Here is a 13,867-nt window from a genome sequence, read left to right as displayed (position 1 = left end):
GGCGTCGCGCGGGGCAGGCGGGGGTCTCGGCCCCACGTAGACTGGTGTGACCGTCGCCGCGCGGCCCGTGCCCGGCGGCGAGGACGGCCCGATCAGGACCCCCAGGAAAGACGGTGTCGCGTGCGCGCAGTGCCCTCGAGGACCATCCGCGCCGCCCGCGTGCCCTTCTCCGGGTGGCTCGCCCTGGGCAGCGCTGGGCTGGCCCTGCTGGCCCCCACCCCCTACATCCTCGAGGGCCCCGGCCCCGCCGTGGACCTGCTGGGCGAACGCGAGGGTCGACCCGTGCTGCGCGTCGAGGGCGGCGAGGCGGACCCGGGTGAGGGGACCCTGGACATGACCACCGTGATGGTCGGGGGCCCGCCCATCGGCACCACCTCCCTGCTCGACCTCGGCCGCGGCGTGACGGACCCCGCCGTGGACGTGGTCCCGCGCGAACTGATGTACCCCACCGGCGTCACCTCCGACGAGGTCGGCGAGGCCAATTCGGCGGCCATGTCGGACTCCCAGCAGACCGCGACCGCCGCGGCCCTGCACGAGCTCGGCCGGGAGGTGCCCCAGCGGCTCGTCGTGCAGCAGCTCGTGTCCGGCGGGCCCGCCGAGGGTGTCCTGCGGGCCGGGGACGAGGTGATCGCCGCGGAGGGACGGCCCGTGGCCGACCTGGAGGCCGTGCGCGCCGCCGTCGGGGCCGCGGGGCCCGACCCGGTCACGCTGACGGTCCGCCGCGACGGCGCCGAACAGGACCTCGCGGTGCCCGTGGCGGCCGCTACCGAGGGCGCGCCCCAGCCCTGGCAGATGGGGGCCCTGATCGAGACCGTCTACGACGTCCCGGTGGACGTCGAGCTGACCGTGCCGGACATCGGCGGGCCCTCGGCGGGTCTGATGTTCGCGCTCACCGTGATCGAGCGGCTGACCCCGGGGGCGATGACGGGGGGCGCCCCGATCGCCGGAACGGGCACGATCACGGGGGACGGTGTCGTGGGTCCCATCGGCGGGATCCCGCAGAAGGTGCGCGGCGCCGCCGAGGCGGGGGCCACGACGTTCCTCGCCCCCACGGCGAACTGCGAGGAGCTGGCCGGCCGTGTGCCCGAGGGTCTGACGGTGTACCCCGTGGACACGCTGGGCCAGGCCCGCGACATCGTCCAGGCGGTGGCCCGGGGGGAGAGCCCGGCCGCCGCCCGGACGTGCGGCTGAGCCGACGCACACCAGGACCACCAGACCACCAGACCGGACGACATGTCCGGGGCGCAGCGCCCCGGACCGGAGCAGAGCCCCGCGGACGCGGGAGGGAAGAGGACAGAGCAGTGAGCTTCGGACAGGGAGGCGGCGGACCGTTCGGCGGCCCGCCCCGTGACGGCGGCGGGACCGCCGGGGGCCAGTCCGGCCCGTTCGGGGCGTTCGGCCCCTTCGGCGGCGCCCCGCGCGGCCCGGGCGACGACGGCGACCGCGGCCCCGGCGGCCCGTTCGGCGGGGGCGGGTCCTCCGCCGCGCGCGGCAGGGGCCGGCCGGGCCGGCCGAGCGCGCTCGTGCTGACCATCATCGCGGTGGCCGTGCTCGTGGGGCTGTTCGTGGTTTTCACGAACGTCTACACGGACGTGCTGTGGTTCGCGCAGCTGGGCTTCACCGAGGTCTTCTGGACCGAGGTCGTCGCCAAGGCCGCGCTGTTCCTGATCGCCGGGCTCGGGATGGCCCTCGCCGTGTGGCTGGCGATCCGCACGGCCTGGCGCCACCGCCCCGCGGACGCGTCCGCGGCCGCGCGGGACTCGCTCAGCCAGGCCCAGCGCCAGCTGGAGCCCATCCGGCGCCTGGTGTTCCTGGGTGTCCCGCTCGTGCTCGGCGTGTTCGCCGGCTCCACCGCGATGAACGGGTGGAACACAGTCCTGCTGTTCCTGAACCAGGTGCCCTACGGCCAGGCGGACCCGGAGTTCGGCCTGGACCTCATGTTCTTCATGGCCACCCTGCCGTTCCTGACGCTCGTGGTCGGGTACCTGATCTCGGTGGTCCTGGTCTCCGGCATCACCGGTCTGCTCGTGCACTACCTGTACGGCGCGGTGCGCGTGGAGGAGGGCGGCGGCGTGCGGATCACCCCGGCGGCGCGCGCCCACATCGGCATCACCCTGGCCGTGTTCCTGCTGCTGCAGGGCGTCAACTTCTGGCTCAACCGCTACCGCACCACGCAGTCGCAGACCGGCAACTGGGCCGGCGCGCTCTACACCGACGTGAACGCGGTCATCCCGACGTCGGCGATCCTGGCGGTCACCGCCGCGATCGTGGCCGGCCTGTTCGTGTGGACGGTGGTCTCGGGCCGGTGGCGGCTGTCGCTGATCGGCACCGCGGTCCTGGTCATCACGGCGCTCGTGGTGGGCACGGCGTACCCCTTCATCGTGCAGGAGTACCAGGTGAAGCCGTCCGAGCGCACGCTCGAATCCCAGTACATCGAGCGGAACATCGCCATGACGCGCGAGGCGTACGGCCTGGACGACGTCGAGGTGACGAACTACGAGGGCGCCACGGACACCGAGGCCGGGGCCCTGGCGGGCGAGGAGGCCAACACGGCCAACGTCCGTCTCATGGACCCGAACCTGATCTCCCAGACCTTCGGGCAGCTCCAGCAGTTCCGTCCGTACTACTCGTTCCCCACCACCCTGCACGTGGACCGCTACGAGGTGGACGGCCAGACGCGGGACACCATCCTGGCGGCCCGTGACGTCAACGTGGACGACTCCCAGTCGTGGGTGAACCGCCACACCATCTACACGCACGGCTACGGCATGGTCGTGGCCGACGCCTCCGAGGTCGCGGCCGGCGGCCGGCCCCAGTGGCTGCTCTCCGAGATCCCGACGCGCGGGCCGCTGGCCTCCGACCAGGACTACGAGCCGCGCATCTACTTCGGGCACAACTCGCCCTCGTACTCGGTGGTGGGTGCGCCCGAGGGCGCGCCGGCCGTCGAACGCGACCGGCCGCAGACGGCCGACTCCCAGGAGGACACGGCGTACACCTTCTCCGGCGACGGCGGCCCCTCGGTGGGCAACCTGTTCAACCGGCTCGCATACGCGGTGAAGTTCGGCTCGCCCGAGCTGGTGCTGTCCTCGGACGTGAACGAGGCCTCGCAGATCCTCTACGACCGCGACCCGGCCGAGCGCGTCCGCAAGGTCGCGCCCTACCTGACGGTGGACACCGCCCCCTACCCGGCGATCGTCGATGGCCGCGTGCAGTGGATCGTGGACGCCTACACGACCTCGGACCAGTTCCCGTACTCCACCGCCCAGCAGCTGGGCGAGGTCACGGTGGACTCCCTGAGCCAGGGCCAGAACCCGGCGCTGCAGGGCCGGGTGAACTACATCCGCAACTCGGTGAAGGCGACGGTGGACGCGTACGACGGCTCGGTGTCCCTCTACGCGTGGGACGACCAGGATCCGCTGCTGCGGGCCTGGCAGAACGTGTACCCGTCCTCGCTGCGCCCGTACTCGGAGATGAGCGCCGGACTCATGGACCACGTCCGCTACCCGGAGGACATGTTCAAGGTCCAGCGCGAGCTGCTCGGCCGCTACCACGTGACCGATGCGGACGACTTCTACGAGAACAACGACGCGTGGTCCGTGCCCTCGGACCCCACGCGCGAGGAGGACGTCAAGCAGCCGCCGTACTACATGACGCTGCAGATGCCCGGCCAGGACGAGCCGGCGTTCTCCCTCACCAGCAGCTACATCCCGCAGATCACGGACGGTGCCCAGCAGCGCAACGTGCTCTACGGCTTCCTCTCCGCCACCGGCGACGCCGGCTCGGGGGAGGACGGCGTGAAGGCCGAGGGCTACGGGAAGCTCCGACTGCTCGAGCTGCCGCGGTCCACCACGGTGCCCGGCCCTGGCCAGGCGCAGGCGAACTTCGACTCGAACGCGGACGTCTCGCGGGAGCTGAACCTGCTGCGCCAGGGCGCGTCCGAGGTGCTCAACGGCAACATGATCACCCTGCCGGTGGCCGGCGGCATCCTCTACGTCCAGCCGGTGTACGTCCGCTCCTCGGGCGGCACCACCTACCCGACGCTGCGCAAGGTGCTCGTCTCCTTCGGCGACAAGGTCGGCTTCGCGGACACCCTCCAGGAGGCCCTGGACCAGGTGTTCGACGGCGACTCGGGCGCGGTCACCCCGGAGGAGAACCAGGCGGAGGCGCCCTCACCGGGCGAGAAGCCGACGGCTCCGGGCACGGTCGAGGAGGAGCTCTCGGCGGCCCTCGAGGAGGCTCAGGACGCCCTGGTCCAGGGCCAGGAGCGTCTGGCCGAGGGCGACTGGGCCGGCTACGGCGAGCAGCAGAAGCGTCTCAACGAGGCCCTGAAGCGTGCCACCGCCGCCGACGACGCCCTGGGCGGTGACGCGCCTGCCCAGGACCAGGCCCCGGCCGAGGGCGAGGCGAGCCCCGCGCCGTCGTCGAGCCCCAGCCCGACGCCGAGCGGCTGAGCCGGCGCCGGCGGGCCGGGCCCGCCGGACCGTCGACGGCAGCCCCGGCCACGCACCGCGCGTGGTCGGGGCCGCTGTCGTCTCGGGGCAGGTGGCCGCCGCATGGCCGCCGGATGGCGGGGTGCTGACGCCGATTTGAACTCATCGGAACAGGTATGTATAGTTCTAGGAGTCGCCGCGGGGTGGAGCAGTTCGGTAGCTCGCCGGGCTCATAACCCGGAGGTCGCAGGTTCAAATCCTGCCCCCGCAACGAGAAGGAGAAGGCCCCCAGCATCTGCTGGGGGCCTTCTCGCATGTCCGGGCCCGGTCGCCCCGGCCCGCCGGCACGGTGCCGGCGGGCGAGCCGACCGCCCTCGGACGATCGGGGGGGAGCGTCAGCGGCTCGAGGCCCGGACCGCCTGCTGGGCCGGCGTGCGGCGGCCCGGATCGGTGCGGCGCAGCCAGACGGCCGCGATGATCGCGGCGACCGCGATGGCGCCCCAGATGCCGACGACGGCCCAGGACAGGCCCGCGATGAGCAGCAGCGGCACGAAGGACACCGCCGCGATCTCCACGGGCACCACCGGGATGTACGCCACCCCGAACTGCTCCATGGTCCCGGACTTCAGCTTCGGGTCCACGATGCGCAGCATGGCCACGCCCGTGGCGACGGCGCCGGTGGCCCAGCCCCACGTGAACAGCTGCTTCTCGAACCACGCGTCGGTCATGACGCGCGGCGCCACGACGATCCCCAGGAACAGGGCCAGCGCGAGGCCGATCACGAACAGGAGCAGCAGCGGCTGCCAGTAGTCCACGACCACGGTCGGGGCGATCGCGGCGATGCCGCAGACGATGAGGATGTCCGTGGCGGTGCCGGACACCGAGTTCAGCGAGCCCGGGTCGAGGAACTTCGCCGTCTTCGTGGCCTGGAACAGGACGCGGGCGATCAGGCCGAGGAGGAACGCGATCGCGAACGCGGGGATGATCAGCTGGGGTCCGTCCTCACCCACGACGCTCGGCCACGCGGCCGTGATCCAGGAGACGACGCCGTGCGCGGCCGCCGCGATCATCGCGACGACGCCGATCTGGAAGGCCAGGGACTCCACCGAGGCCGCCGAGAAGGTGTGCCGGCCGATGACCGGGCGTTCCTCCACCTGGTTCAACACCCCGGTGCGCAGCTCTTCCGGGATGGAGGTCAGGCCCGCGAACTCCTGCGCGTGGCCGCGCTGCGCGCCGATCTTGGCCTGGATGATGCCGCCCACCACGCCGACGATCATGCCGACCGTGGCCGAGGTGTAGGCCAGCGAGGTGACGGTCGCATCGCCGTTGGCCGCGTACGCCTGGCCCACGGCGGCCGCGGAGCCGAAGCCGCCCGCCCAGCCGGCGAACAGCAGGGCGGCGAACGAGTCGGGCGCGTCGAACAGCGGCTGCAGGAGGACCAACGTGACGAGGGCGCCGATAGCCACCTGGGAGGCGTAGATCAGCACGCCGTAGGACGCGAACGCACCCACGGGGCGGCCGATCTTGCGGACGTCGAAGTCGTCGGTGAGCGCGATGCACACGAACACGATGACGATCAGGATCGAGCCGTACGTGCCCAGCTGGGAGCTGAACGGCAGCCAGCCCAGGCCGTTCGGGCCGAGGGCCAGGCCCAGGATGCCGGCGATGACGGAGGCCGGGATCATGAGGGTCTGGAGGGGCGTGATGACGGCACGGGCCAGCGTGCCCACGGCCAGGAGCGCGCCGATGAGGCCGGCGTCGACCAGCACGGACCAGGCCGTGAACTGCTCTTGCATGGGGATCTTCCTCTGTGCGGAGACGGGGGAGCCCCACGGAGCGTGCCGAGGGACCCCGGGACACTACCAAAGGCGCGCGGGGGCCGGGGCGCAACCGGGAGGAGCACCGGGCCGGGGCACATGAGGACGGCCCGCCGCACCGGCGTGGGCCGGGCGACGGGCCGTGGGGCGGGGCGGGGTCAGCCGCGGGCGGTGCCGGTCTCCTCGGCGGTCCCCTCGGCCGCGTAGTCGAGGGTGAGGGTCTCATCGGCGTCGCCGTCGCCCGAGGTCAGGGCGGCCTGGCCGGCGCCGCCGGCCTTGAGGGCGGCGAGACGGGCCTCCACCTCGGTCTTCTCGCCGAGGTCCTCGAGGGACTCGAACTGGGCGTCGAGGGAGGAGGCGGCGATCTCCTGCTGGCCGCGCACGCGGGCCTCCTCGCGACGGACCTTCTCCTCGAAGCGGGAGACCTCGGAGGTCGGGTCCAGCAGGTCGATCGACTTCACGGCGTCGGCCACCGCGGACTGGGCGTGGGCGGACTTGGCGCGGGCGGTCAGCTCGTCGCGCTTGGCGACCAGCTGCTGTCGCTTGACCTTCATCTGGTCCAGACCGGTCTTCAGGCGCTCCACGATCTCGCGCTGCGAGGCGATGGTCGGCTCCGCGGACTTCGCCTGGCGCTCGAAGTCCATCTGGCGCTCGATGGCCACCTTGGCGAGGTTGTCGAACTTGTCCGCCGAGGCGGTGTCGCCCTTGGTGCGGAAGTCGTCGGCCTTCTGGGAGGCGGCCAGCGCCTTCTGGCCCCAGCTGCGGGACGCGTCCTGGTCCTCGCGGTAGTCGTCCTCGATCATCCGCAGGTTGCCGATGGTCTGGGCGACGGCGGCCTCGGCCTCCGCGATGTTGTTCGTGTAGTCGCGGACCATCTGGTCCAGCATCTTCTGGGGGTCCTCGGCCTTGTCCAGCATCGCGTTGATGTTGGCCTTCGCCAGCGTGCTGATGCGGCCGAAGATGGACTGCTTGACCATGGTGTCTGCCTTTCGTCGGTCTTTCACGTCAGCGCAGACCGTCGGCCTGCGTCCACCCCGTCCCGCGCGTGCGGGCCGGGCCGGCGCCCGGGGCGCCGGAGTTCATGGGGCGGCGGTCAGAAGCCGCCGCCGGAGATGTCGCCGAAGTCGCCGCCGCCGAGGCCGCCGCCGTCGAACCCGCCGAAGCCGCCGCCGCCCCAGCTGTCGCCGTGGCCGCTGTTCAGGATCGAGTTCATCAGGATGCCGCCGAGCAGTGCCCCGCCGAGGCCGCCGCCGAAGCTGCCGCCCACTCCGGCGCGCGGGCGTGCGCCGTACATGCCGCCCATGCCGGGGCCGTAGCCGAAGCCCTCGACGTCCGCGCGGGCCAGCTCGCTCGCGCGCTCGGCCAGCTGGGAGGCGCGCTGTGCCTGCTGGAGGGCGGCCACGGGGTCGGTGCGGCCGAGGCTGATCGCCGAACGCAGCGTGTGGTCGGCCTCCGCGAGCCGGGTCCGGGCCTCCGAGCCCACCGCACCGCGCCGGGCGCCGATGAAGTCGGCCGTGCCGTCGATCTGCGCCTGTGCCTGGGCGATCGTGGAGGTGAGCACCTGGGAGGCCTGGCGGGCCTGCTCGCGAGCGTCGCGGACGCCGGCCAGCGGGGTGTTGAGCTGGCGGTGCGCGGCCTCGAGCTGGTGGAGCAGCTCCAGGGGGTCCGGGCGGCCGGCCGCGAGGGCCTGGCGCACCGCGTTCACGGCGGTCTTCATCCCCGCCACCGGGCCGGCCAGCTCGGGGTGCGACCCGTTGGCCACCAGCGCCTCGGCCTCGGCCACGTCCTGCTCGGACTGGGCGAGGCCCGTCTGCAGGTTGCTCAACATGGCCCGCAGGGATCCCTCGGCCTTGCCCACCGCCTCCGTGAGCGTGTCCACCTGGCTGAGCGCCTCCTCGGCGGCACGCACGGCCAGCGCCGCCGTGGAGCGGTCCTGGGCGTCCCACGCGCTCCGCGACTTCGCGACGGCGGTCTCCACGAACTCGAGCCGCTCTCGGGCCTGCGCCGCGTTGTCCGCGACCTCGGCGAGAGCGGACTCCGCGTACTGGCCGCGCAGCGCGGCGATCGCCGACTCGGCGTCCTGCACCCGGGACCGGGCCTCGGGCAGGCGGGCGTCGACGCGCTCGACGGCCTCGGGCACCTGGTTCTCGAGGTCGCGCAGGGAGTCGAACTCCTTCTTGTGCGCCGCCAGGGACGCACCCACGGCCTCGCTGCGCTGGATGATCTCCTTGAGCCAGGCACGCTGCTCGGCCTCGGTGTCCGGGATCTCGTCGTCGAGCTGGTGCTGGAGCTGGAACGAGGCCCGCATGTGCTCCTTGGCCTGGTCGATGTCCTCGCGGAACGTCGCCACGGACTTCTCCCCATAGGACGCCTCGGCGAAGCCCAGCTCCTGCTCCGAGGAGCGGATGGCGTCGTCCGCGGCCACGAGCTTCGAGCCGGCCTGGGTGCGCAGCTGCTCCACGCTGAGCTCGTCGAGGGGATCGCGGCGGGCCTCCTCGGTGCGGCCCCGTTCGACCCCGCCGCCCTGCGTGCGCCTCCGACTGCGGGCCACGAGCACGCCGCCGCCCACGGCCGCGGCCACCGCGCCCGCGCCGAGGACCGCCGTCAGGGCCCCACCGCCGTCGGAGTCGCTCTGGGCCGTGCTCCCGCCGCCCGTGGTGCCGGCCGGCAGGGCGCCGGCCGGGTCGTACTCGGCCCCGCTGGCCCCCGTGCCGTCGAGCGTGCCGTCGGCGGCGTCGTCGAGCCCCTGCACCGCGGCGGTGCCCGCCGCGAGCCAGTCGGCCGAGCCGGGGTCCGTGCCGATCTTGGACAGCTCCGGACCCACGTAGGTCCGCGTCACCTGGTTCTGCAGGTCCGCGTCCCCGCCGCTGTCCAGCCCATAGGCACGCTCCTCGACCGCGATCGCCAGGACCGAGTCGTTCGTCCCGAGCCCGCGCTGGCGCGCCACGTCCTGGGCCAGCGTCTGGGCGTCCGTGCTGAACTCATCCACGTAGACGACGTACAGCCCCTGCCCGGTGTCCCGACGCAGGTCCTGGATCTCCTGGGTCAGCCGCTGCTCATCCGAGGTCGAGAGCACGCCGGCCTCGTCCACCACGTACACGCCCGGCGGCACCGCCACGGCGTGCGCGGCGGGCGCCGCCACCAGGAGGCCCACGCCTCCCAGGCCCGCGGCGGTCACGGCACGCGCCAGACGGCCGACATCGGCGGGGCGGGCGGACACGGTCATGCGGGGTCTCCTTCGACGGCTGAGGCGAGCCGCCGCACCGGGCGGACCCGCCGGATCCTGGGGTTGAGTGTAGGGCGGCGTGGGAATCGGGCACCAGGGATCCCGCGCGGCCGGGACCGTCGGAGGAGCGGATGTTCGGCCGACGTCCAGGCGGCGTTCAGCCATGCACGTCAGCATGGACGCGCCCCGGGGCGCGCGTCCGCAAGACGACGGGCGGCCGTGTCGACCGCCCGGGGCCCGACCCGAAGCGAGGACCCCGTGGACCAGACCGCAGCCCCCACCCAGCCCCCCGTGCCGACGGACCGCCCCGTCGCGCGTCCCCGCCCCCAGGCCCGCGCCCGTGCCGGGGCGGGCCTGCTCGCCGCGGCCGTGCTCGTGGTGGGGCTCTCCGGCTGCGCGGTCGCCGAGGACGGCGGCGCGGCCGCGTCCGAGGCCGCGAGCTCCGCGTCCTCGTCGGCGACGGGCACCTCGGCCGAGGCCGGGGGACAGCCCGTGGCGGACACCGCCGTCGGGAACGCCGCGAAGACGGCGCTGCCCTCCGTGGTGACCATCTCCGCGACGTCGGCCTCCGCCTCCGGCTCCGGCTCCGGGTCGATCCTGGACACGGAGGGGCACATCCTCACGAACACCCACGTGGTCACCCTCGGCGGCCAGGCCAACGACGCCGAGCTGACGGTGCGCACCTCGGACGGGGAGGTCTACGCGGCCACCGTCGTGGGCACCGACCCGCTGTCCGACCTGGCCGTCATCAAGATCGACGCCCCGGACCTCACCCCCATCCAGATCGGCCGGTCCGGGGACTTGAAGGTCGGGGACGAGACCGTGGCCATCGGCGCCCCCCTGGGCCTGCCGAACACCGTGACCGACGGGATCATCTCCACCCTGGACCGGACCATCGCGGTGGCGTCCTCCGAGGCGCCCCCGTCGCAGGGCGAGAGCTCCGGCTCGTCCTCCGGCACCGATCAGTACCGTTTCCAGCTGCCCGGCACCCCGCAGGGCACCCAGGGCGAGGTGTACATCAACGTGCTGCAGACCGACGCCGCCATCAACCCCGGCAACTCCGGGGGAGCGCTCGTCGACGCCGAGGGCCGCCTCGTGGGCGTGAACGTCGCGATCGCCTCGGCCGGCCAGGACCAGAGCGAGGCGGGCAACATCGGGGTCGGCTTCGCCATCCCCGTGGACTACGCCCAGCGGATCGCGCAGGACCTGATCGACCACGGCGAGGCCACGCACGCCATGCTCGGCGTCAGCGTCACCCCGGAGCCCGCCGAGGTGCAGGGCGGCGGCGAGAACGCTCAGACCGTGTTCAGCGACGGCGCCCGCGTCCAGCAGGTCGTGGGAGGGTCGGCGGCCGACGCGGCCGGGCTGAAGGAGGGCGACGTGATCACCGCCGTCGGCGACCGCGCGGTGATCGACTCCGAGTCCCTCACCGCCGTCGTCCGCGAGCACCGCGTGGGAGAGTCGGTGGACGTCACCTACCTCCGCGACGGCGCGGAGCAGAAGACCGAGGTGACGTTCACGGAGGACACCCGCTCGTGACCACCACGCTCACCACCCCCGCCGCGCTCGCCGCCCACCACGGCTGGCGCCGGGTGCTGGCCGTCGGCGCCCACCCGGACGACCTCGACTTCGGGGCCGCCGCCACCCTGGCCGGCTTCCGCGCGGCCGGGCTGCACATCGAGCTGTGCATCGTGACGGACGGGGACGCCGGCGGCTTCGACTCGGAGGGCCCCGAGGCGATGACCGCCCGCCGGCACGCCGAACAGCGCGCGGCCGCCGCCGTCGTCGGTGCCGCCGAGGTCCACTTCCTCGGCGAGCGCGACGGACACCTCGAGCCGGACCACGGCGTGCGCCGCAAGCTCGTGGCGCTGATGCGCCGCGTCCGCCCGGACGTCGTCCTCAGCACCCACCCGGAGCGGGACTGGGAGCGGATGCAGGCCGCCCACCCGGACCACCTCGCCTGCGGCGAGGCCGTGGTGCGCGCCGCGTACCCGGCGGTCGAGAACCCGTACGCGTACCCGGAGCTCGCGGCGGAGGGGCTGGCGGCGTTCAAGATCCGGAACCTGCTGCTGTACGCCGCCCCCGCCGCACGCCGGAACACGGTCGTGGACGTCACGGGCCTGGCGGAGCAGAAGCTGCGCGCCCTCGACGCCCACCTCTCCCAGCACCCGGACGTCGACGCGATGCGGCGGCACGTGCTCGCCCAGATGGCCGAGCACCACCGGCACGCCGCCGGCCCGGCCGCCGGGCCGGGCCACGCCGAGGCGTTCCACCTGGTCACGGTCAACGGTCCGAGCACCATCGCCGGGTTCTGAACCGCCCCCACAGGGGAAGGGCCGACGACGCGATGCGTCGTCGGCCCCTCCGCTCCGGGGACTCAGTTGTTGCTCGGCCGCCCGCCGTAGCGCGGGCCGGTCTGCGCGGTGGGGTCGAGGTCCACGCCGACGACGGGCTCCGACGTCGGCACCTCGGAGCCCGAGCTGGGCTCCACGGAGATGCCCATCGCCGCGAAGCGGTCCAGCCCCCGGAAGGTCACCGGGTCGCCGAAGCCGTTGGCGTCGAACGTGCCGAGCGAGGCCGGGGCCGTGCCGTCCGAGGGGTAGAGCCACAGCTGGTAGGACTGACCCTCCGACAGCTGCGGCATCCCGCTAATCATCAGGTAGCCGCTGTTCTGCTCCCGAGACAGGAACGCCTGGACGGTCCCGCCGTCCTGGGCCGGGTACTCCGAGGTCGTGAACAGGTCCTTCGACTGGTCGATGCGGTGCACGATGCCCGGCCGCGTGAACTGACTCCACACCGTCCACCCGCCGACGCCGAGCACGAGGGCCGCGAGCAGCACGAGCGCCGTCACCTTGAGCCAGCGCAGGCGGTCCCGCGGCGGGCCGGCGGGGGTGGACTCGTCGCCGATCAGGTCCATGCCCACGTCCTGGGCGGGCAGGCGGCGCAGGACCTCGTCGAGCAGGGCCGACGGCGGCTCGGCCGTCACGGAGCGGAACGCCCAGGCCACCGCCTGGCGCGCCCCGTCCACCCGGGAGCGCCACCGGGCCAGCTCGCCGCCCCGCCGCTGCACGGCGGAGAACGCCGCGGTGTGCCCGGCCGTGTCGAGGGCGTGCACGGCCGCGAGGTCGGCCAGCTCGAGTGTGCGGCCGGCGTCGACGTCCTCGCGCACGCCCGCGCCGAGTGCCGGGCCGGTCGTCGGGGCCGGCGCGGACGGCCGGGCGGCGTCCTGCGTGAGGTCGCGGCGGGCCGCGACGACCTGCCGCACGCCGTCACGCAGGAGGGTGCGGGCCCGGTCGGCCGGCAGACCCAGCCGATCGGCGACCTCCCGGTCGGTGCAGCCGCCCAGCCACGCCAGTCGCACGGCCTCGAACGCGTCCGGGTCCACCCGGTCCACGAGGTCCTCCGGCAGCGCGGCGGGGCCGGCCGGGCCGGACCGGTCCACACCCGCGGCGCGCGCGGGGCCGCTCGCGCGCCGCAGCGAGGTCATCACGCGGTGGGCGAGGACCTCGAGCCACGTGAACACCTGGCGTTCGCGGTGGGTCGCGTCGTCCTGCTCGCTCAGGTCGAGGCCGGCCTCGGACGCCTCCTCCCACGCGGTCAGGTAGGTGCGGACGGTGGCCGCGGCGGCGTCGTCGCCGGGGCCGAACATCGCCTCGGCCAGGCCGTGCACCCACGGGACCGTGGCGTCGTAGAACGCGGAGAAGGCCGCCCGATCGCCCTCGGCGCTGCGGCGCAGGAGGGTGTCCAGGGCGGGCTGGCCGGCGTCGTCGGGGCGGTCGGCGTGGGGCTCGGACGCGTCAGGAGTCTGCATGGTGGCCTCAGTCTAGGGAATCGGGGTGGGCAGCGGACCCGGCGAAGTCGTGCTGGCGCCAGGCCTCGTACACCGCGATGGAGACGGCGTTCGCCAGGTTCAGGGACCGACGGGCCGGCTGCATGGGCAGGCAGACGGTCTCGGTGACCCGCGGGTCGGCCAGCACCTCCTCCGGCAGGCCGGTGGACTCGCGGCCGAAGAGCAGCACGTCTCCGGACCGGTAGGCGACCCGGTCGTGCCGCACGGACCCGCGCGCGGTGAAGGCCAGCACGCGGGCGGGGGCGAGGGCTGCGAGCGCCGCGTCGAGGTCCGGGTGCACCGTCACCACCGCGAGGTCGTGGTAGTCCAGCCCGGCGCGGCGCAGGTGGGCGTCCTCGAACCCGAAGCCGAGCGGCTCCACGAGGTGCAGCTCGGCCCCCGTGAGGGCGGCGAGCCGGATCGCGTTGCCGGTGTTGCCGGGGATCTCGGGGGTGAGCAGCAGGATCCGGAAGCCGGGGGTGCCGGGCGCCGGGGCGCGGTCGGCGCCCTCGTGCGGGTTCGGGCGGGGTGGGGTGGGGGAGTCGGGCACCCGCTCAGCCTAGTG

The 13,867-nt window shown here is 73.9% G+C and carries 9 protein-coding genes and 1 tRNA gene; 5 read left to right on the top strand and 5 right to left on the bottom strand.

Annotation, left to right across the window (positions count from 1 at the left end):
• Nucleotides 1-120 precede the first annotated feature (120 nt).
• The 3 genes from AC3RKA_RS07285 to AC3RKA_RS07275 all read left to right on the top strand — a co-directional run bounded on the left by AC3RKA_RS07285 (nucleotide 121) and on the right by AC3RKA_RS07275 (nucleotide 4,701).
• Entirely contained in the window at nucleotides 121-1,191 is a 1,071-nt protein-coding gene (locus tag AC3RKA_RS07285) for a YlbL family protein (protein WP_223246438.1), read from the top strand.
• A 110-nt stretch (nucleotides 1,192-1,301) separates the two neighbouring features.
• The gene (locus AC3RKA_RS07280; protein WP_489727041.1) at nucleotides 1,302-4,451 is read left to right on the top strand and encodes a UPF0182 family membrane protein; all 3,150 of its coding nucleotides are present in this window, start codon (nucleotides 1,302-1,304) and stop codon (nucleotides 4,449-4,451) included.
• 176 nt (nucleotides 4,452-4,627) lie between these two features.
• A tRNA-Met gene (locus tag AC3RKA_RS07275) sits at nucleotides 4,628-4,701 on the top strand.
• A gap of 124 nt (nucleotides 4,702-4,825) precedes the next feature.
• Here AC3RKA_RS07275 and AC3RKA_RS07270 read toward each other — a convergent pair.
• The 3 genes from AC3RKA_RS07270 to AC3RKA_RS07260 all read right to left on the bottom strand — a co-directional run bounded on the left by AC3RKA_RS07270 (nucleotide 4,826) and on the right by AC3RKA_RS07260 (nucleotide 9,473).
• Nucleotides 4,826-6,226 carry a sodium/glutamate symporter gene (locus AC3RKA_RS07270; protein WP_336265106.1) on the bottom strand — a complete coding sequence of 467 codons (1,401 nt, stop codon included), beginning with the start codon at nucleotides 6,224-6,226 and terminating at the stop codon, nucleotides 4,826-4,828.
• 179 nt (nucleotides 6,227-6,405) lie between these two features.
• The gene (locus tag AC3RKA_RS07265; protein ID WP_049161342.1) at nucleotides 6,406-7,224 is read right to left on the bottom strand and encodes a PspA/IM30 family protein; all 819 of its coding nucleotides are present in this window, start codon (nucleotides 7,222-7,224) and stop codon (nucleotides 6,406-6,408) included.
• A gap of 116 nt (nucleotides 7,225-7,340) precedes the next feature.
• Nucleotides 7,341-9,473: a TPM domain-containing protein gene (locus tag AC3RKA_RS07260; protein ID WP_489727040.1), complete on the bottom strand. Its 2,133-nt coding sequence runs from the start codon at nucleotides 9,471-9,473 to the stop codon at nucleotides 7,341-7,343.
• Nucleotides 9,474-9,731: 258 nt separating this feature from the next.
• On the opposite strand from AC3RKA_RS07260, the gene AC3RKA_RS07255 reads away from it, so the two are divergent.
• Both AC3RKA_RS07255 and AC3RKA_RS07250 read left to right on the top strand, forming a co-directional pair.
• Nucleotides 9,732-11,012: a S1C family serine protease gene (locus AC3RKA_RS07255; RefSeq protein WP_489727039.1), complete on the top strand. Its 1,281-nt coding sequence runs from the start codon at nucleotides 9,732-9,734 to the stop codon at nucleotides 11,010-11,012.
• The gene (locus AC3RKA_RS07250; protein ID WP_489727038.1) at nucleotides 11,009-11,788 is read left to right on the top strand and encodes a PIG-L deacetylase family protein; all 780 of its coding nucleotides are present in this window, start codon (nucleotides 11,009-11,011) and stop codon (nucleotides 11,786-11,788) included. Before AC3RKA_RS07255 ends, AC3RKA_RS07250 begins: the two co-directional genes overlap by 4 nt.
• A 62-nt stretch (nucleotides 11,789-11,850) precedes the next feature.
• On the opposite strand, the gene AC3RKA_RS07245 is transcribed toward AC3RKA_RS07250, so the two are convergent.
• Together AC3RKA_RS07245 and AC3RKA_RS07240 are read right to left on the bottom strand one after the other, a co-directional pair.
• A complete protein-coding gene (locus AC3RKA_RS07245) occupies nucleotides 11,851-13,284 on the bottom strand; it encodes an anti-sigma factor (protein ID WP_002854898.1) in 1,434 nt (477 codons plus the stop codon).
• A gap of 7 nt (nucleotides 13,285-13,291) precedes the next feature.
• Nucleotides 13,292-13,852, bottom strand: coding sequence for a tRNA (cytidine(34)-2'-O)-methyltransferase (locus AC3RKA_RS07240; protein ID WP_002854896.1), 561 nt, complete (start codon nucleotides 13,850-13,852; stop codon nucleotides 13,292-13,294).
• Nucleotides 13,853-13,867 lie beyond the last annotated feature (15 nt).

This window comes from Micrococcus sp. iso_229 (assembly GCF_058072725.1).
The sequence above is the reverse complement of the archived record's forward strand: the minus strand, read 5'-3'. Positions and strand labels throughout refer to the sequence as shown.

What these genes read in the sequence shown, in the direction of transcription:
- AC3RKA_RS07265 (WP_049161342.1), bottom strand. Translation starts at nt 7,224, where the DNA reads ATGGTCAAGCAGTCCATCTTCGGCCGCATCAGCACGCTGGCGAAGGCC.
- AC3RKA_RS07245 (WP_002854898.1), bottom strand. Translation starts at nt 13,284, where the DNA reads ATGCAGACTCCTGACGCGTCCGAGCCCCACGCCGACCGCCCCGACGAC.
- AC3RKA_RS07260 (WP_489727040.1), bottom strand. Translation starts at nt 9,473, where the DNA reads ATGACCGTGTCCGCCCGCCCCGCCGATGTCGGCCGTCTGGCGCGTGCC.
- AC3RKA_RS07270 (WP_336265106.1), bottom strand. Translation starts at nt 6,226, where the DNA reads ATGCAAGAGCAGTTCACGGCCTGGTCCGTGCTGGTCGACGCCGGCCTC.